This is a genomic window from Thiomonas sp. (genome assembly GCF_054608695.1).
Genome location: NZ_JBTRXV010000024.1, coordinates 1 through 17,096 on the forward strand (window position 1 = coordinate 1; position 17,096 = coordinate 17,096).

16 protein-coding genes are annotated in these 17,096 nt (G+C 64.0%); 3 read left to right on the forward strand and 13 right to left on the reverse strand.

Translation table 11 applies throughout. The features are described 5' to 3' along the window. Nucleotides 1-276: 276 nt before the first annotated feature. The 11 genes from hemH to ACYCUK_RS10245 form a co-directional block, all read right to left on the reverse strand. The gene (hemH, locus tag ACYCUK_RS10195) at nt 277-1,374 is read right to left on the reverse strand and encodes a ferrochelatase (RefSeq protein WP_461594659.1); all 1,098 of its coding nucleotides are present in this window, start codon (nt 1,372-1,374) and stop codon (nt 277-279) included. Between the two features lie 19 nt (nt 1,375-1,393). Continuing rightward, nucleotides 1,394-2,308: an adenylate/guanylate cyclase domain-containing protein gene (locus ACYCUK_RS10200; protein ID WP_461594660.1), complete on the reverse strand. Its 915-nt coding sequence runs from the start codon at nt 2,306-2,308 to the stop codon at nt 1,394-1,396. 129 nt (nt 2,309-2,437) lie between these two features. Continuing rightward, on the reverse strand, nt 2,438-4,855 hold the full coding sequence (gene rpoD / locus ACYCUK_RS10205) for an RNA polymerase sigma factor RpoD (protein ID WP_461594661.1): 2,418 nt from the start codon (nt 4,853-4,855) through the stop codon (nt 2,438-2,440). A 385-nt stretch (nt 4,856-5,240) separates the two neighbouring features. Further along, nucleotides 5,241-7,097, reverse strand: a complete 1,857-nt coding sequence (gene dnaG / locus ACYCUK_RS10210) for a DNA primase (RefSeq protein WP_461594662.1) — start codon at nt 7,095-7,097, stop codon at nt 5,241-5,243. Nucleotides 7,098-7,147: 50 nt separating this feature from the next. Further along, nucleotides 7,148-7,906, reverse strand: a complete 759-nt coding sequence (locus ACYCUK_RS10215) for an SDR family NAD(P)-dependent oxidoreductase (RefSeq protein WP_461594663.1) — start codon at nt 7,904-7,906, stop codon at nt 7,148-7,150. 28 nt (nt 7,907-7,934) lie between these two features. After that, nucleotides 7,935-8,588 (reverse strand): adenylate kinase, encoded by a 654-nt coding sequence (adk, locus tag ACYCUK_RS10220; RefSeq protein WP_461594664.1) that lies wholly within the window; start codon nt 8,586-8,588, stop codon nt 7,935-7,937. Nucleotides 8,589-8,772: 184 nt separating this feature from the next. After that, nucleotides 8,773-9,579: a 3-deoxy-manno-octulosonate cytidylyltransferase gene (gene kdsB / locus ACYCUK_RS10225; protein ID WP_461594665.1), complete on the reverse strand. Its 807-nt coding sequence runs from the start codon at nt 9,577-9,579 to the stop codon at nt 8,773-8,775. Next, a complete protein-coding gene (locus ACYCUK_RS10230) occupies nt 9,576-9,812 on the reverse strand; it encodes a Trm112 family protein (protein ID WP_461594666.1) in 237 nt (78 codons plus the stop codon). Before ACYCUK_RS10230 ends, kdsB begins: the two co-directional genes overlap by 4 nt. Beyond that, on the reverse strand, nt 9,793-10,881 hold the full coding sequence (lpxK, locus tag ACYCUK_RS10235; protein WP_461594667.1) for a tetraacyldisaccharide 4'-kinase: 1,089 nt from the start codon (nt 10,879-10,881) through the stop codon (nt 9,793-9,795). Before lpxK ends, ACYCUK_RS10230 begins: the two co-directional genes overlap by 20 nt. Next, complete coding sequence (locus ACYCUK_RS10240) at nt 10,878-11,297, reverse strand: ExbD/TolR family protein (RefSeq protein WP_461594668.1); 420 nt, start codon at nt 11,295-11,297, stop codon at nt 10,878-10,880. The genes lpxK and ACYCUK_RS10240 overlap by 4 nt, the downstream gene beginning before the upstream one ends. 18 nt (nt 11,298-11,315) lie before the next feature. Next, nucleotides 11,316-11,951 (reverse strand): MotA/TolQ/ExbB proton channel family protein, encoded by a 636-nt coding sequence (locus ACYCUK_RS10245; RefSeq protein WP_461594669.1) that lies wholly within the window; start codon nt 11,949-11,951, stop codon nt 11,316-11,318. A gap of 473 nt (nt 11,952-12,424) precedes the next feature. Between ACYCUK_RS10245 and xseA the strand changes: the two genes are divergently transcribed. Together xseA and ACYCUK_RS10255 are read left to right on the forward strand one after the other, a co-directional pair. Next, on the forward strand, nt 12,425-13,801 hold the full coding sequence (gene xseA, locus ACYCUK_RS10250) for an exodeoxyribonuclease VII large subunit (protein WP_461594670.1): 1,377 nt from the start codon (nt 12,425-12,427) through the stop codon (nt 13,799-13,801). A 183-nt stretch (nt 13,802-13,984) separates the two neighbouring features. Next, the gene (locus tag ACYCUK_RS10255) at nt 13,985-14,569 is read left to right on the forward strand and encodes a superoxide dismutase (RefSeq protein WP_461594671.1); all 585 of its coding nucleotides are present in this window, start codon (nt 13,985-13,987) and stop codon (nt 14,567-14,569) included. A 116-nt stretch (nt 14,570-14,685) separates the two neighbouring features. Here ACYCUK_RS10255 and ACYCUK_RS10260 read toward each other — a convergent pair whose 3' ends face one another. Together ACYCUK_RS10260 and ACYCUK_RS10265 are read right to left on the reverse strand one after the other, a co-directional pair. Further along, the gene (locus tag ACYCUK_RS10260) at nt 14,686-15,174 is read right to left on the reverse strand and encodes a DUF192 domain-containing protein (protein WP_461594672.1); all 489 of its coding nucleotides are present in this window, start codon (nt 15,172-15,174) and stop codon (nt 14,686-14,688) included. Nucleotides 15,175-15,342: 168 nt separating this feature from the next. Then, nucleotides 15,343-15,546 carry a hypothetical protein gene (locus ACYCUK_RS10265; protein ID WP_461594673.1) on the reverse strand — a complete coding sequence of 68 codons (204 nt, stop codon included), beginning with the start codon at nt 15,544-15,546 and terminating at the stop codon, nt 15,343-15,345. Between the two features lie 265 nt (nt 15,547-15,811). On the opposite strand from ACYCUK_RS10265, the gene icd reads away from it, so the two are divergent. Continuing rightward, nucleotides 15,812-17,062 carry an NADP-dependent isocitrate dehydrogenase gene (icd, locus tag ACYCUK_RS10270; protein WP_112487095.1) on the forward strand — a complete coding sequence of 417 codons (1,251 nt, stop codon included), beginning with the start codon at nt 15,812-15,814 and terminating at the stop codon, nt 17,060-17,062. Nucleotides 17,063-17,096: the final 34 nt, after the last annotated feature.

The following is a 17,096-nucleotide window of genomic DNA, read 5'->3' on the forward strand; positions in this document are numbered from 1 at the left end:
CGTTGTTGTCGCGTATCGGCGGCCCGCCCAACCCCCAGAACAGGCACAGCGCGGCCATGAGCAGCACCAGAGCATCGAGTGCCCAGTCGGGCGGGCGGCGGAACATGGGGGACGGCACGGGGCTTGGCGGATGTCGAGACGCCAGGCAATCTTCGGCAATCTGCGCGCAATCGTTCAAAAAGAAAGGATGCATTCTAGGCAAGGGCTGCCCGGACTGGCGTGGAGCCTGCCCAGGCGCTGTCACGTACCGCGCAAACCTTGCGTGCGCGGCCTTGCTCAGACGTTGTCCGCACCCATGGCTTTGGCGCGGTCGCGGCTGGCGTTGCGCTGTGCCGCGTCAACGGTTTGGCGGGTAGGCCAGCCCTGCAGATGGGTTTCGATCAAACCGGAGAAGGCTTCAACCCAGTCTGGATCGGCGTTCAGGCAGGGGATGTAGTGGTATTCGCCACCACCGCTGGAGAGGAAAGCCTGCTTGCCCTCCATGGCAATTTCTTCGAGTGTTTCCAGGCAGTCGACGGCAAACCCCGGGCAGACCACATCCACGCGTTGGGTTCCGGCTTTTGCGAGTGCGCGCAGCGTGGGCTCGGTATACGGTTGCAGCCAGGCCTGCTTGCCGAAGCGCGACTGGAACGTGACCTTGTACTGGCTTGCATCCAGCCCCAGGGCCTGGCCCAAGAGGCGGCTGGTCTTGTGGCATTCGCAGTGGTAGGGGTCGCCGAGCTTGAGGGTGCGCTGTGGCATGCCGTGAAAACTCATGATCAATTGTTCGGCTTGACCATGTTCGGCCCAATGGCGCTGAATTTTTCTTGCCAGGGCTGTGATGTAGCTGGAATCATCGGCATAGTTGCGCAGGGTGCGGAGTTCCGGCTGGCGACGGGCACGACGCAGCCAGGCCATGACGGCATCGAGCGACGAGGCGGTGGTGGCGGCGCTGTATTGCGGATACAGCGGCACGAGCAGCAGGCGCGTGACGCCTTGCGCGTGCAGTTCGTCGAGCACTGCCGCCGTGGCCGGGTTGCCGTAGCGCATGGCATGACGGACGATGACCTGGTGCCCCTTCGCGGCCAGGCTGGCTTGCATGCCCCGTGCCAGTGCTGCGGTGCCGCTGGCCCGCGGCGAGCCGTCAGCCTGCCAGATGCTGGCGTATTTGGCCGCTGACTTGGGTGCGCGCAGCGGCAGGATGATGCCGTTCAGCAGCGGGAGCCAGAGGGCGCGCGGAATTTCGACGACGCGCGGGTCGCTGAGGAATTCGCGCAGGTAACGGCGCAGGGCAGGGGCTGTGGGGGCGTCGGGCGTACCCAGATTCAGCAGGAGCGCGGCCATGCCGGGTTCCGCGCCATGGGTGTACTGGCGGTCTGCGACGGGTTGCTGCATGGAAGGCGAAGCGTCGAAATCAGGAGTCGTGAAGCTGGAACAGCACGGTGGGCGCCGTCGGATCGGTCGGCTTGGCGCCCAGGCAGATTTCACCTTGCCCGTGCAGCACGCATTCGTTGCGGCGCAGGGCGAGCACGTTGTCCTGGCCGCTGTAACGCACCCAGGTGCCGTTGCTGGATAGGTCGGTGAGCATGAAATAGCTGCCGCGCCACTCGATGCGCGCATGCTGACGGGAGACGCGAATGTCGTTGACGGCAAACTCCGCCGCTTGCGTGCGGCCGATGTGGATGGGGCTTTGTTCGGGGCTGAAGTCCTGGGCGGTGTCGAGCCAGCACAGATTGAGCCGCTGGGTGACGGCAGACAGGACGGTGGGCTGGTGCGGCAATGTCTGGCTGTTCTGCCAGCTGGCGTCCCATTCGATCTGGTGCACCGGCACAGGCACGTCGTAACCTCGCAGGAAGATGGCGCCCAGGCTGCGAAGCCGCGCCAGCAGTTCCAGCGGCAGGCCTTCCATCACGGCATCGCTCACCAGAATTTGTCCACCGCCAGCCGAGTCGGACAGGCGTGCGGCGGCATTCACGGCATCGCCGAAACAGTCGCCGGGCGTCAGGACCACCGGGCCGCGCGACAGGCCGATTTTCAGCGGAACGGCGATCGGAGTCTTGCCGGTATGGCCCCAGTTGGCCAGGGTTCGCTGCACCTCGCTGCAGGCGTGCACCGCCTCGGCGTTGTTGTCGAACACGGCGAGGACGCCGTCACCCAGGGTCTTGACGACCTGGCCGTGGAATTGGCTCACGGCGGTCGACATGGCATCGGTCACGCTGGTCATGAGCCTCGCCGCAACGGCATCACCCAGTGATTTGTAAAGTCCAGTACTACCGACAACGTCGGCAAATACGACGGTGCGGACGACGGGTTTGCGCAAATTCGACATAGCCGCGAGTCTAGCGTGGAATGACCGAATTTCGCACGCCACAAGCCTGGGCGAAAAGAGGGGCTGGCCGCGGCGGGATCCCCATGAAAAAGCCCGGACACGCCGGGCTTTTTCATGGGGCAGGGGCCATCAGAGCGAGTCGAGGAAGCTGCGCAGCTTGTCCGAGCGGGTCGGGTGCTTGAGCTTGCGCAGGGCCTTGGCCTCGATCTGGCGGATGCGCTCGCGGGTCACGTCGAACTGCTTGCCAACTTCTTCCAGCGTGTGGTCGTTGGCCATCTCGATGCCAAAACGCATGCGCAGCACCTTGGCTTCGCGCGGCGTGAGGGAGTCGAGAATGTCCTTGACCACTTCGCGCAAGCTGGCCTGCAGCGCCGCATCGGTGGGCGCCAGCATGCCGGTGTCTTCGATGAAATCGCCAAGGTGGGAGTCGTCATCGTCGCCGATGGGTGTTTCCATCGAGATCGGCTCCTTGGCGATTTTCATGATCTTGCGCACCTTGTCTTCCGGCATCTCCATCTTCTCGGCCAGCATCGCGGCATCCGGCTCGGTGCCGGTTTCCTGCAGGTACTGGCGCGAGATGCGGTTGACCTTGTTGATGGTCTCGATCATGTGCACCGGGATGCGGATGGTGCGGGCCTGGTCGGCGATCGAGCGGGTGATGGCCTGGCGGATCCACCACGTCGCGTAGGTGGAGAATTTGTAGCCACGGCGGTATTCGAACTTGTCCACCGCCTTCATCAAGCCGACGTTGCCTTCCTGGATCAGGTCGAGGAATTGCAGGCCGCGGTTGGTGTACTTCTTGGCAATGGAAATGACCAGGCGCAGATTGGCCTCGATCATTTCGCGTTTGGCTTCGCGCGCTTCCTGCTCGCCACGGCTCATCTGGGCGTTGATGTCCTTGAAGTCCTGCAGCGGCACGACCACGCGGGTCTGGGTGTCGATCAGGCGTTGCTGCAACTCCTGCACGGACGGCAGGTTGCGCGCGAGGATGGGGGCATACGGCTTGTTCGACGCCGCCAGCTTCTCGGCCCATTTCAGATCGAGCTGGTGACCGGGGAACGATTTGATGAACTCCTCCTGCGGCATGCCGCAACGGTCGACGACGATGCGGCGAATTTCGCGTTCGTGGCGGCGTACTTCGTCAACCTGGCTGCGCAGCAGGTCGCACAGCTTCTCGACGGTGCGCGCGGTGAAGCGCACTTCCATCAGATTCTTGGAAATCTGATCCTGTGCTTTCAGGTACGAGGGCGAGCGGTAGCCGTCCTTGTCGTAGGAGCGGCGCATCTTCATGAAGGCATCGTGCACCTGGGCAAAACGCTCCAGGGCTTTGGCCTTGAGCTCCTCCAGTTTCACGGAACTGGCGGCGGCGGCGGCCTCCTCGTCGTCCTCTTCGGCCTCGTCGGCCAGGGCGAAGTCCACGTCTTCCTCGGCAACGTAATCGTCCGACTCGTCGTCGGACACCATGCCGTCGACCACTTCATCCACCGGCAACTGGTTGCCCGCGATGCGCGCTGCCATGGCGAGAATTTCGGCCACGGTGGCGGGCGAAGCGGAGATCGCCAGCATCATCTTGCGCAGGCCTTCCTCGATGCGCTTGGCGATGACGATCTCGCCCTCGCGTGTGAGCAGCTCGACCGTCCCCATTTCACGCATATACATGCGCACCGGGTCGGTGGTACGGCCGAATTCCGAATCCACCGAGGAGAGCGCGGCCTCGGCTTCCTCTTCGGCCTCTTCCTCGCTGGAGGCGGTCGGGCCGTGCTGGTTGAGCAGCAGGGTCTGGGCGTCCGGCGCCTGTTCGTACACCGCGATGCCCATGTCGTTGAGCATGCTGATGATGGTTTCCAGCAGATCCGGGTCGGCCAGATTGTCGGGCAGGTGATCGTTGATTTCGCCGTAGGTCAGGAAGCCGCGGGTCTTGCCGAGCTTGATGAGGTTCTTCAGGCGCTGGCGGCGGCGGCCCAGTTCCTCTTCGGTGACGTTCGAATCGTCGTAGCCGAATTCCTTCAGCAGTTGCTTTTCCTTGGCGCGCGAGGGCCGGCGGCCACGCGGCATGGGGGCGGAGGGCGTGGCACCGTCGTCCGCGTCATCGGGCATGTGGGCGCGGAAATCGTCGCCCGGAAGGTTTTTCTTGTCGGCCTTGGATTGCGGTTTGCTCGCCGCCAGCGCGGCCGCAGCCTTCGCCTTGGCGGCACCGCGTTCAGCAAGCTTCGCCAGAGCCGCTGCATTCGGCGTGGCGGGGGCCTTGGTGGCGACAGGTTCAACCACCTTGGCGGCTTTGACCTCTTTCAGCACGGGCTTGGCAGCCTTGCTGGTCGTGGTTTTCTGGGCGGCGGTGGAAACGGGCTTTTTGGTGGGCATGTCTTGAGGCTTGTGTGAGGATGACGCCGAGGCCTTGCGACTGGCTGAAGCGGGCTTCGCGGCGGGTGTCGTGCGCGCAGTCTGGGCCGGGGCTTTGGAAGCCAAGCCGGCCGAAGCCGAGGCCTTGGTTTTGCTTGAACCAGCCTGTGCCTTGGCTTTGGAAGGTGCAGACTTGGGTTGGGTCATGTTCAAGCTCCTCGGTTGGACTTCGTGCGCATGGCGGTGTCATGGGAGGGCAACGATTCCGTGCCGACTGCGATGCGCGCAACTCGCACCGCGAAGCCCCCACAACGCTCTCATGTTCTGCAGTTTTCCGTGCAGTGCGGTCTCCGCGGCGTCCCCAATTGCTGTTGCAAGCAAAATTCAGGCCGAAATTGGCTGCAAGCGCATGGAACAACACCCGCATCAACCCTGTTTGGGTAGGCTCGATGGGGAATTCGCGGAAAAACGTTTGATTATAGTCAGGAGGTCGATATTTCAAGCCTGCAAGGACATGAATAGGCGCTTGCGGGGCAGGCTTTGTGTTATTCGACTGAATCGGGCGGCAATCGTTCGCCCCGGGCCCGTCCCTTCACCCTAGTTCGCGGCGGCGACTCAACAGACTGCGAAATTCGGCCCTGGATGCCTCGTCGATCAACCCGTCGCGGCTGAGTTCTTCCTGGCGCTGGCGGATGCGTTCCAACTCGACCCAACGCAACGCGCCCATGAGGTCTTGCTGCACACTGGCAGGCTCGGCATCGAGCCCATCGGCGGCCCCCATCGATTGAACCTGATCGAGCAGCCCGGCCAGCCGCAGCCCCTCCCACAAGGCCGAAGCGCTCAAGTCGGGATAAGCGTCGAGTTGGGCTTCGAGCCAACTTGCAAGCGCCTGGGTGCTGCTGCCATCTTGCATCAGCAACTCGTGCTGAGATGAACTCAACGTGCTCCAGAGTTCGGGTTGCGCCAACAGGATGCGCATGGCCGTTTGTGCATGATCGGTGCGCAGGCCTGCAAGGCGGCTGGCGCGCTGGGTGGCCATGCTGGAGCGGCGTTCGGGTCGGCGTTCGTTCTCCTGGCGCGTGGCCTTGCCCGTGCCGGCATGGCGCTCGGGCAAGGCCAGGGCCGGGCGCAGTTCGGCCAACGGCATCTCGACTCTTTTGGCGAACTCACCGAGGATCTGCGACTTGAGTGCCGAATCCGGCAGCAGCGCCAGCAGCGGGCGGGCGCGGGCGATGGCTTGCGCGCGTCCCTCGGCCGTGCTCATGGTGAGCCCGGAACCCAGGGTGTCGAGCAGAAACACCGAGAGCGGCTGGGCGCGGCCCACTTCGCGCTCGAAGGCATCGGCGCCGTGTTCCCGCACGAAGGTGTCCGGGTCGTGCTCCGGTGGCAGGAACAGGAACTTGACCGAGCGTTCATCACCCAGCGCGGGCAGGGCGGCCTCCAGCGCACGCACGGCGGCTTTTTGCCCGGCGGTATCGCCATCGAAACTGAACACGATTTGCCCGCAGTGGCGGAACAGTTTTTTCACATGCTCGGCGGTGCAGGCCGTGCCGAGCGTGGCCACGGCATTGCCCACGCCATGCTGGGCCAGGGCGATGACGTCCAGATAACCCTCGACGACGAGGGCGTAACCCTGGCGCTGGATGGCTGCACGTCCCTCGAACAGCCCATACAACTCCTCGCTCTTGTGAAACAGCAGGGTTTCGGGTGAATTCAGGTATTTGGGCTCGCCCTGGTCGAGGATGCGTCCGCCGAAGCCGATGAGTTCGCCCTGCGTGTTGCGGATGGGGAAGGTGATGCGGTCGCGCAGGCGGTCATAGCGCCGCGTGACCGCATGGCCCTCCAGCGCACCGGGCTCGATGGTCTCGCCCTGGTCGTCGCGCGCCACCACCAGTCCGGCCTGCACCAGGGGATTGGCTTCGTAGTTGGGAAACACCCGGGCCAAGCCCTGCCAGTCGTCCGGTGCATAGCCCAGACCGAAATGGCCGGCTATTGGGCCGCTCAGGCCCCGTCCTTTGAGATAGGACACGGCACGCTTGGAGTCGCGCAGTTGGTCGCGGTAGAAACGGTTGGCTTGCTCCAGCACGTCTTGCAGGCTTTGCTTCAGGCTGCGTTGCTCGCGCACATGCTGCGCTTGCTGCGGATCCTGCGGCGCTTCGGGCACGGTCATGCCCGCCTGCGAGGCCAGCTCGCGCACCGCGTCGGGGAAGGTCAGGCCCAAGTGATCCATCAGGAAGCCGATGGCCGTGCCGTGGGCGCCGCAGCCGAAGCAGTGATAGAACTGCTTGCTGGAACTGACGGTGAACGAGGGCGATTTTTCGCTGTGAAACGGGCACAGACCCTTGTGGTTGGTGCCGGCTTTTTTCAGTTGCACCGAACGCCCCACCACCTCGACGATATTGGTGCGGCCGAGCAGTTCCTGGATGAATTCTTGCGGAATCAGGGACATGGCCGATAGCGGGTGGGCCGCCGGCCGAGACCGGCGTGCAATCTCTCTGCCTACTTCGGCTGCATGCGGATGGCGCCATCCAGGCGGATGGTTTCGCCGTTGAGCATGGGGTTGGTGACGATGGCCTCGACCAGTTGGGCGAATTCATCGGGCCGCCCGAGTCGAGAAGGAAAAGGCACGGCTGCGCCGAGGGCGAGGCGCACCGCTTCGGGCATGCCCATGAGCATGGGCGTCTCGAAAATGCCGGGGGCGATGGTCATGACGCGAATGCCATTGCGCGCCAGGTCGCGTGCCATCGGCAGGGTCATGCCGACGATGCCGGCCTTGGAGGCTGCGTAGGCCGTTTGGCCGATCTGGCCGTCGTAGGCCGCAACCGACGCGGTGTGGACGATGACGCCACGCTCGCCGTCGGCCAGCGCCTCCTGTTTCGCCATGGCGGCCGCCGCGAGGCGAGCCATGTTGAAACTGCCGATGAGATTGACATTCACCGCGCGGGCAAAGGAGTCCAGCGGGTGCGGGCCTTCCTTGCCCAATGTGCGCGTTGCGGGGGCGACCCCCGCGCAGTTGACCAGTCCGCGCAGGGGACCGAGTTCCAGCGCCTGGGCCACGGCTGCTTGCGCATCGATCTCACGGGTCACGTTGCAGTGCACATAGCGCCCGCCGAGTTCTTGCGCGACGGCCTGGCCGGCTTCATCTTGCACATCGGCGATCAACACCTTGCCGCCAGCAGCAGCCAGACGACGTGCGGTGGCAGCGCCCAGGCCCGAGGCGCCGCCGGTGACGATGAAAGCTTGTTGGGCGATGTGCATGGCTAGGTTTCCAGTCGCTTGTTTTGGCTCAGCCCAGTGCAGCGAAAATGCGCTGGCTGACTTCGTCCACCGAGCCTACGCCGGAGATCTTGGCCAGCCTGGGGGCTTGCGCATCGCCGCTCTGCGCCCAGCGCGTGTAGTAATCCACCAGCGGCCTGGTCTGGGCGCGGTAAACGGCCAGACGCTTGCGCACGGTGTCTTCCCGGTCGTCGTCGCGCAGCACCAGGTCTTCGCCGGTGACGTCATCCTTGCCAGCCGCCTTGGGCGGGTTGTAGCGCACATGATAGACACGGCCGGAGGCCGGGTGCACGCGGCGCCCGCTCAGGCGCTCGACGATGTCTTCATCGGGCACGTCGAACTCCAGCACGACGTCGATGTGCACACCGGCTGCCTTCAGCGCGTCGGCCTGGGCGATGGTGCGGGGAAAGCCGTCGAACAGGAAGCCGCGCGCGCAGTCGGGTTGCAGCAGGCGGTCGCGCACCAGGCCAATGATGATGTCGTCCGACACCAGCGCGCCCGCATCCATCACGACCTTGGCCTGCTGGCCCAGCGGGGTGCCGGCTTTGACCGCGGCGCGAAGCATGTCGCCGGTGGAAATCTGGGGAATGTCGTAGCGCGCGCAGATGCTGGCAGCCTGTGTGCCTTTGCCGGCGCCGGGTGCGCCCAGCAAGATTAAACGCATGAAAACTCCTGCTTTTTTGTCATGGGAAAGAGGCTCGGGAACAGCTTTTCAGAATAGCACGCGAGCCCAGCAACAGGCTGACGTCTCGGGCCGGGTTCGCATCGCATCGTGCCGCCTGATCACGCACGATTTCAAGCTTTCGGCGCCGATCGAGCCGTTGATCTCGACGTCTCGACCGAAGGCGCTAGGGCCAAGCCTGCATCAGCCGGCGTACGCGGGCCAGATCTTCCGGTGTGTCGACTCCGGGCGCCGGTGCCGAGTCCACGCGCAGCACCGCGATGCACCAGCCATGCCAGAGTGCGCGCAACTGTTCCAGGGCCTCGGCCTGCTCCAGTGGACAGGGGGGCAAGGCGGCAAATTCTTGCAGGGCTTGCATGCGGTAGGCGTAGAGGCCGACATGCCGCAGGACGGGAAGTCCGGGCGGCAGGCTGGGGAGCGCAGCCGACGTTGCCCAAGGCGTGCGCGTGCCGTCGGTTGCGAAGGCATCGCGGTGCCAGGGAATGGGGGCGCGCGAGAACAGCAGTGCGTGATCGCGAGCGTCGAGCACGACCTTGACCACATTCGGATTGAAGGCATCGGCCGCGTCGTGAATGGGATGCGCCGCCGTTGCGATGGCGGCTTGCGCGTCATCGGCCAGGCGTTGTGCGCAGGCGCGGATGAGGGCAGGGTCGATCAGCGGCTCGTCGCCCTGCACGTTGACCATGATGGCGGCCGCGGGGAGGTGGAGTTGACGGGCCGCTTCGGCGATGCGGTCGGTGCCGCTGGCGTGGTCGGCGCGGGTGAGCAGCGCCTCGATGCCGTGGCTGGCGCAGATGGCTGCAATCTGCGCATCGTCAGTGGCGACGGCCACGCGGCTTGCACCGCTGCGCTGCGCCCGCTGGGCAACGTGCACCACCATGGGCAGGCCGGCGATGTCGGCGAGCGGCTTGTCGGGCAGGCGGGTTGAAGCGCGGCGCGCGGGGATGAGGACGGTGAAGTCCAGGGCGGTCATGCGCCGCGGCTCTGCGTCGGCTCGCCCGGGGGAGAGGCGGGTGGGCTGTTGGCTGGACTGTCGCGGCTGAGATCCTGGTCGCGTGCCTGCTCAACCAGCATCACCGGGATGCCGTCGCGCACCGGGAAGGCCAGCCGGTCGCGCGGGCAAATCAATTCCTGTGCGGGTCGGTCGTAGTCCAGCGGTCCCTTGCAGACAGGGCAAACCAGGAGGTCAAGCAGGCGTGAATCCATGGGGGCGATCCGGACGCGCGGGCAATCGCGCAAGCAGCCAGGGGAAAAAAGCAGGGTCGACTTCAAGCAGCAGTTCGACCGCCCAGAGCCGGTCCAGGCGGGAGAACGAAGGCTTGCATTTTAGGGCGTCCTTTTCCGTGATGAGTAGGGCTGCAGCCTCGATCTGACGGAACGGATCGGTGTCGAAGCTGTGGTGGTCGGGCAAGGCCAGCGTGGTCGGCAAGGTCGCGCCCGCCAAGCGCAGCATGTCGAAAAACTGTTCTGGGTGGCCGATGCCGGCCGCAGCTGCCAGGGCTTGCCCGGCATGGCGCAACAGGAAGGCGTTCAGACTGAGTCGCTCGCCAGTGGCAAGCTGGCGCACCATGCCGAGCTTGCGATGGAAGGCGAAGCAGGGCGTGGCAAGTGAGGCGCTGGCCAGGCTGGCGAGGCTGGAAGAAGGGCCAAGCGTGGCGTCACGCGGGCGATTCCAGGGTTCGCGCAAGGGGCCGGCTGGCAACAGCCAACCGTTGCCGGGGCCGCGCAGATCCGTCACCACCAGCTCGACGTCACGCGCCAGCGCCAGATGCTGCAGGCCGTCGTCACTGAGCAGGACATCCACCCCGGGGTGGGCGCGCAGCAGGGCTTGTGCCGCCGCTGCCCGACGGCGTCCAACCCAGACCGGGCAGGCCGCGAGCCGGCGCAGCAGCAAGGGTTCGTCGCCGGTTGTGGCCGGGTCGGCATCCGGCTCGACTTGCAGCGGTTCATGTCCCATGCCCTCGCGGCCGTGGCCGCGCGAGACGATGCCGGGCTTCCAGCCCAAGCGGCTCAGGTGCTGCGCGATGGCCAGCACCAGCGGTGTCTTACCAGTTCCACCGACGGTCACGTTGCCCACCACGATGACGGGCAGCGGGGCGCGCCAGGCCTGCCTCCAGCCGTGTTGATAAGCCAGCCGCCGCAGCGCGGCCAAGGCGCCAAACAACCCGGAGAGGGGAAGCAGCAGCCAGGCTTGCCAGCGGCGCTGCAGCCACCAGGCCGGCCAGCCCGAGGCAGCTTGCCCCGCGGTGCGGGCTGAAGGCTGCGGAGGAATCACGAGCCTGGCGAACGTTGGGTGGCGAACGTGAGCTGGCTCAGGCCGGCAACGCGCGCGGCTTCCATGACGTTGATGACGGACTGCTGGGTGCTTTGCGCGTCGGCACTGATCACGACCATGGTGTTGGCATTGCCCTTGGCCGCCTGCGTCAGCGAGCTGGCCAGATCCGCCACGCTGCGGCTGGGGAGGACATGACGGTTGACGGCATAGGTGCCGTCGCTGCTGACGGCAACCACGATCTCATGCGGGTACTGCTCGGCTTTGGGCGCATTCGCCGTGGGCAGGTTGATCTTGAGCTCGGTGTACTTCGAGTAGGTGGTGGTGATCATCAGAAAAATCAGGATCACCAGCAGCACGTCGATCAGTGGAATGAGGTTGATTTCCGGCTCTTCTGGCCGCGGGCGCTGGAAGTTCATGGAGGCTCCTCCCCGGCATCAGGGCGATGTCCGCGCCGCGGCTTCGAGTTGGGGCTGCAGATGCGTGGCCAACCTGCGTGCGGCTTGCTCCAGTTCGATGCCGAAGTCGTCCACCCGGCCACGGAAGTAGCGGTAGAACATGAGGGATGGCACGGCAATGATGAGCCCGAAGGCCGTGTTGTAAAGCGCCACCGAGATGCCATGCGCCAGCAGCGTCGGGTTGGTGCTGCCGCCGGTTTGCGAGCCGAAAATCTCGATCAGGCCGACCACGGTTCCGAGCAACCCCAGCAACGGTGCGGACGAGGCCACGGTGCCCAGGGCATTGAGGTAGCGCTGCAGGCTGTGCATCACGGCGCGGCCGCTGTTTTCCAGGTCTTCGCGCAAGCTTTCCGCCGTGGCATGCGGCCTGCGCACGGCACGAAAGCCAGCAGCCAGAACCATGCCCAACGGCGAGTTGCGCTCGAGTTTGTCGATGGTGTCGGGGGACGGAATGGAGCTTATCGACACCGCCATGGCCTCTTCCAGCAGGCGTGGCGGAATCACTTTGGCGTTTCGCAACGAAGACAACCGTTCGAGGATGATGGCCAGGGCTGCGATGGAGCAGGCAATCAGCGGCCAGATGGGCCAGCCTGCGGCTTCAACAATGCTGAGCAAGATGGAAACCTCGGTGTTGGAGGGGGTTCGGGGGCGGGCAACGACCAGCATGGTAAACGGTGGAACAACGCCTGCCAGGGGCCGAGCCATGGAAGCTGGGCGGGGTGCGGGCGCACCCTCGCAAGGCAAGCGCAGGGCGGCGTGAAATGTGCCCAACACCCGTTCCACCCAAACCGGATGGCGCATTGTCCCAGGGTTCTCAACCCCAAGGCGCAAGCGACTCCGGCAGGTGCGGGGTTATCCCAAAGAATTGTGGATAACAATGTGCGCAACTGCGGTTTTGCTGGCGTAGGCGACTGAATTCCAAGGCTCGGATTTAATGTGACTGTTTTTTGAACACAGAAAATTGATTATGAATCAAAGAGATAGATCGGATCTTCGCGTTCCTGGCGTTCGTTTGCAGGCAGCAGGGCTATTCCTCGGCGTTTGTGGACAGCTTGCGTTGCGGGAACGGGCTCGCCGGAGTCGGCAGCATGCCCATTGAGCGCGGGAGCGAGCGGCAGGCGACGACGCAAGCCTGGAGCGTCGGTCGCCTGGCGCGGGCCTTGACCGACACCTTGGCGGCACGCTTCGGTGTGGTCACGGTCGTGGGTGAGGTCAGCAGTTTCACGCGCGCGGCAAGCGGGCATTGCTACTTTGCCCTGCGCGACGCTTCGGCGCAATTGCGCTGTGTCATGTTCCGCCAGCGCGCGTACCTGCTGGACTTCGATCCGCGCGATGGCCAGCAGGTCGAAATCCGCGCGGTGGTTGGTCTTTACGAGCCGCGCGGGGACTTGCAGCTCACCGTGGAATCGATGCGCCAGGCCGGGCAAGGGGCATTGCTGGAGCAGTTTCTCCGGCTCAAGGAGCGTTTGCAGGCCGAGGGCCTGTTCGACCCTGAGCGCAAAAAGCCCCTGCCCGCGCAGCCACGCGCGGTCGGCATCGTCACGTCGCGGCAAGCGGCTGCATTGCAGGATGTTCTTGCCACGCTCAAGCGCCGCAGCCCGCAGGTTCGAGTCGTGATCTACCCCGCCAGCGTGCAGGGAGTGGGGGCTGCGCTGGAACTCGTGCAAGCCCTGAAGCTTGCGGAACAACGCGCCGAGGTGGATGTGCTGCTGCTGGTGCGTGGCGGCGGTGCCATGGAAGATCTCTGGCCCTTCAATGATGAGGCCCTGGCGCGCGCGCTGCACGCATGCAGCCTGCCGGTGGTGTCGGGCGTGGGCCATGAAACAGATTTCACCATCGCCGATTTCGCCGCTGATGTTCGCGCCACCACCCCCACAGCCGCCGCCGAGTTGTGCGCTCCCGCCCTGGCCGATCTGCGCTTGCAGGCGCTGCAACTGGCGCGCCGCTTGCAGCAAGCCGTGCTGCACTGGCAAGGGCGTGAGCAGCAGCGTCTGGACCGTCTGCATCTGCGCCTGCCCAAGCCGGGCCGCATGCTGCAGGGAGCCGCGCTCCACCTGCGCGGGTTGCAAGCGCGCCTGCAAGATCGTCTGCGTCGCCTGCTGCAGGAGCAGATGAATGCTTGGGCGCAGCGAGAGCGTCAGCTGAAGGTTCTTCCAGCACAGCACTGGGCTGAGCGTCGCGCGCGGCTTGAGGCCTTGGGCAGTCGCCATGACCAGGCGCTACGCCAAAACTGGGCGCTGGCGCGCGGCAAACTCGCGGGCCAGGAGCAGCGCCTCGCTTTGCTCAACCCTGCCGCCACCTTGGAGCGCGGTTATTGCCTGGCCTGGAATGAAGACGGGAGCCTGTTGCACGATGCGCGACAGATTCGCAGTGGGCAGAGCCTGTTGCTGGCCACGGCCCAGTCAGCCGTGGCCATGGACCTCGGCACGGTCACGCCGGCCAAGCATCCCCTGTCCAGCCCTTGAGGGGATTGGCGCCAAACAGCACGGCGAAATTGCAGGAAGCGCCTGCATGAAGGCGTGGCGCAGCCCATCCACGTCCTTGACCTCCTCGGGGGTGTGGGGGCAACGCCCTTGCAGCTTCTCCGCTTCAGCAGACTCCTAGAATAAAAAATTGTTCTTCGCAGTCCAACTTCGAAAGGCTATCCCATGGAACACCAACTTCCCGCCCTGCCGTTTGCCCTGGATGCGCTTGCGCCCCATATGTCGCGTGAAACCCTGGAATATCACCACGGCAAACACCATCAGGCCTATGTCACGAACCTGAACAATCTCATCAAAGGCACCGAGTTCGAGGCCATGAGTCTCGACGACATCATTCACAAAGCACCTGCCGGCGGCGTGTTCAACAACGCGGCCCAAATCTGGAACCACACATTTTTCTGGCATTCCCTCAGCCCCAAGGGTGGTGGTGAACCCGGGGGTGCGTTGCAGGGTGCCATCAACAAGAAGTGGGGCAGCTTCGCCGCATTCAAGGAGGCATTCCACAAGTCGGCCGTGGGCAACTTCGGTTCGGGCTGGACCTGGCTGGTGAAAAAGGCCGATGGCTCGGTGGACATCGTCAACACCAGCAATGCCGCCACGCCGCTGACTTCAGCCGACAAGCCGCTGCTGACCGTGGACGTGTGGGAGCATGCCTACTATGTGGATTTCCGCAACCGCCGGCCCGACTTCGTCAAGACCTTCCTGGATCATCTCGCCAACTGGAGTTTTGCCGAGCGCAACTTCGGCTGAAGTCAGGATCACGCCGCCGGTCTCCTCCCCAAGGGGGCCATCTCCCCGAGCATGGTCCGGCGGTTTGAGATGGCTCTGGATGGCATGATGCAAGGTTGCGACTGATGCGCTTGCGGTCAGCGCGCAGCGGTGGTCCCGAAGGGCTTGCCACGAAGCTGGAAGCCGGGTTTGAGGCCGCGCTGCGCAAACCAGCCCAGCGGCATTTCGAGTGCGAAACGCACGTTTTGCACCGCGCAATGGCTATCCAGCGTCTGCGGCTTCATGTCGGCAATATTGGTGATTCGCCCTTGGTCGTCGATGAACGCCACTGACAGCGGTATGAAGGTGTTCTTCATCCACATGCACACAGGCTGATCGTCGGAAAAGATGAACAGCATGCCGTGGTTGCCGCTCAGTTCGCGCCGATACATCAAGCCGGTTTCACGCTGGTCAGGCGTCGTGGCAAGCTCGGCGTGAATCAACTGCATGCCCGCCTGCAAGGTGGTTTGCGGCAGGACGGCCAGTTGCGCGCGCGCCAGAGGCGCGAGGCTCAGAACAGCGAAGCAAACCAAGAATCCGATGTGGCTACGGTTGGCCTTTCGGGCCAGGTTGGATGTCAGCTTCATAGGGGTCTCCTTGGACCAAGTCTGTGCACAAGGCATTGTGCCGCAGACATCGAGCAGTGCATCGCATGGGCTGACCCGGTTCAATGTTGGACACAAAAAAAGCGCCCGAAGGCGCCTTTGATGGGTCGAATGAACCTGGCCCGGAATGCTGTTTGAAATGGCCTGGAATTACTTGGCGGCAGAAGCGGCAGGAGCCTTCTTTTCCATTTTCTTTCCCATGGCCTTCTTGTGCATCACCTTTTTGTGATGCTTCATGGGTTTGTGCGCTTCGGCCTTGACGGCAGGAGCGGGCTTGGCTGCTTCGGGAGCAGCTTGAGCCATCACGGCGGAGGCGAGGAACATGGCGAACATGGCGGCAAGAATCTTCTTCATGATTGACCTTTGAAAGAGTTTTGGATGTTGATCCAAGGGGATCGCATCCATAACGCGGCCCGTCGAAATTCGGTTGACATGATGGAAGCCCCGCAAGCATCCAAGGTGCGCGATCCGTGCGCCAGCCGCAATCGTTGTGAAGCAGGGCCGTCGGCCTCGCGCTGCATGACCATGTGTCAGATGTCAGACTTATGTCTTATAAAAGACATGATCCTGCGCATGCGTCCTGACTAGAATGCGGCATACACACGATCCGGAGTCTCCCATGTATCAGCACATTCGTATTCCCGAGGCGCAGCGCATCACCGTGGGCGCCGACCAATCCCTGCACGTCCCCGACCATCCCATCGTGCCCTTCATCGAGGGCGATGGCACTGGAGCCGACATCACACCCGTGATGATCAAGGTCGTGGATGCGGCCGTGGCAAAGGCTTACGGAGGGCAGCGCAAGATCGCCTGGATGGAAATCTATGCTGGCGAGAAGGCGACCCGCGTCTATGGCCCGGATGTCTGGCTGCCCGAGGAAACACTGGATGCGCTGAAGGAATTCGTCGTGTCCATCAAGGGCCCGCTGACCACACCCGTTGGCGGTGGCATTCGTTCGCTCAACGTCGCACTGCGCCAGCAGCTCGATTTGTATGTCTGCTTGCGGCCGGTGCGTTACTTCACGGGCGTGCCCTCACCCGTGAAGGCACCGGAGAAGGTCGATATGGTGATCTTCCGCGAGAACTCGGAGGACATTTACGCCGGCATCGAATGGGCGGCGGAGTCCGATGGGGCGAAAAAAATCATCGATTTCATGATCCGCGAGATGGGCGTGAAAAAAATCCGCTTTCCGGCAACCTCCGGCATCGGCATCAAACCCGTGTCGCGCGAGGGGACGGAACGGCTGGTGCGCAAGGCCATCCAGTACGCCATCGACAACAACCGCGCTTCGGTGACCCTGGTGCACAAGGGCAACATCATGAAATACACCGAGGGCGGGTTCCGCGACTGGGGCTACGCCCTGGCGCAGCGGGAATTCGGTGCCAAACCCATCGACGGCGGCCCGTGGTGCAGTTTCAAGAACCCGAAGACGGGGCAGGACATCGTCGTCAAAGACTCCATTGCCGATGCTTTCCTGCAGCAAATCATTCTGCGCCCGGCGGAGTACGACGTCATCGCCACGCTGAATCTGAATGGCGACTACATCTCCGATGCGCTGGCGGCGCAGGTCGGGGGCATCGGCATTGCGCCCGGCGCCAATCTGTCCGACACGGTGGCGATGTTCGAGGCCACCCATGGCACGGCGCCCAAGTACGCCGGCAAGGATTACGTCAACCCCGGCTCGGAAATCCTTTCGGCCGAAATGATGTTGCGCCACATGGGTTGGGTGGAGGCGGCTGATCTGGTGATTGCGAGCATGCAGAAGTCCATCCAGTCCAAGCATGTGACCTATGACTTCGCCCGCCTCATGCCAGGCGCCACGCAGGTGTCGTGCTCAGGTTTTGGGCAGGTGATGATCGACCACATGTGAAGCGGAGTCCGGCTTGGCCGGCAGGTCGATGCAT

Bases quoted from the DNA above. Each gene is read 5' to 3' on its own strand.
- hemH (WP_461594659.1), bottom strand. From the start codon at position 1,374: ATGCAGCAACCCGTCGCAGACCGCCAGTACACCCATGGCGCGGAACCC.
- ACYCUK_RS10200 (WP_461594660.1), bottom strand. From the start codon at position 2,308: ATGTCGAATTTGCGCAAACCCGTCGTCCGCACCGTCGTATTTGCCGAC.
- rpoD (WP_461594661.1), bottom strand. From the start codon at position 4,855: ATGACCCAACCCAAGTCTGCACCTTCCAAAGCCAAGGCACAGGCTGGT.
- dnaG (WP_461594662.1), bottom strand. From the start codon at position 7,097: ATGTCCCTGATTCCGCAAGAATTCATCCAGGAACTGCTCGGCCGCACC.
- ACYCUK_RS10215 (WP_461594663.1), bottom strand. From the start codon at position 7,906: ATGCACATCGCCCAACAAGCTTTCATCGTCACCGGCGGCGCCTCGGGC.
- adk (WP_461594664.1), bottom strand. From the start codon at position 8,588: ATGCGTTTAATCTTGCTGGGCGCACCCGGCGCCGGCAAAGGCACACAG.
- kdsB (WP_461594665.1), bottom strand. From the start codon at position 9,579: ATGACCGCCCTGGACTTCACCGTCCTCATCCCCGCGCGCCGCGCTTCA.
- ACYCUK_RS10230 (WP_461594666.1), bottom strand. From the start codon at position 9,812: ATGGATTCACGCCTGCTTGACCTCCTGGTTTGCCCTGTCTGCAAGGGA.
- ACYCUK_RS10240 (WP_461594668.1), bottom strand. From the start codon at position 11,297: ATGAACTTCCAGCGCCCGCGGCCAGAAGAGCCGGAAATCAACCTCATT.
- xseA (WP_461594670.1), top strand. From the start codon at position 12,425: ATGCCCATTGAGCGCGGGAGCGAGCGGCAGGCGACGACGCAAGCCTGG.
- ACYCUK_RS10255 (WP_461594671.1), top strand. From the start codon at position 13,985: ATGGAACACCAACTTCCCGCCCTGCCGTTTGCCCTGGATGCGCTTGCG.
- ACYCUK_RS10260 (WP_461594672.1), bottom strand. From the start codon at position 15,174: ATGAAGCTGACATCCAACCTGGCCCGAAAGGCCAACCGTAGCCACATC.
- ACYCUK_RS10265 (WP_461594673.1), bottom strand. From the start codon at position 15,546: ATGAAGAAGATTCTTGCCGCCATGTTCGCCATGTTCCTCGCCTCCGCC.
- icd (WP_112487095.1), top strand. From the start codon at position 15,812: ATGTATCAGCACATTCGTATTCCCGAGGCGCAGCGCATCACCGTGGGC.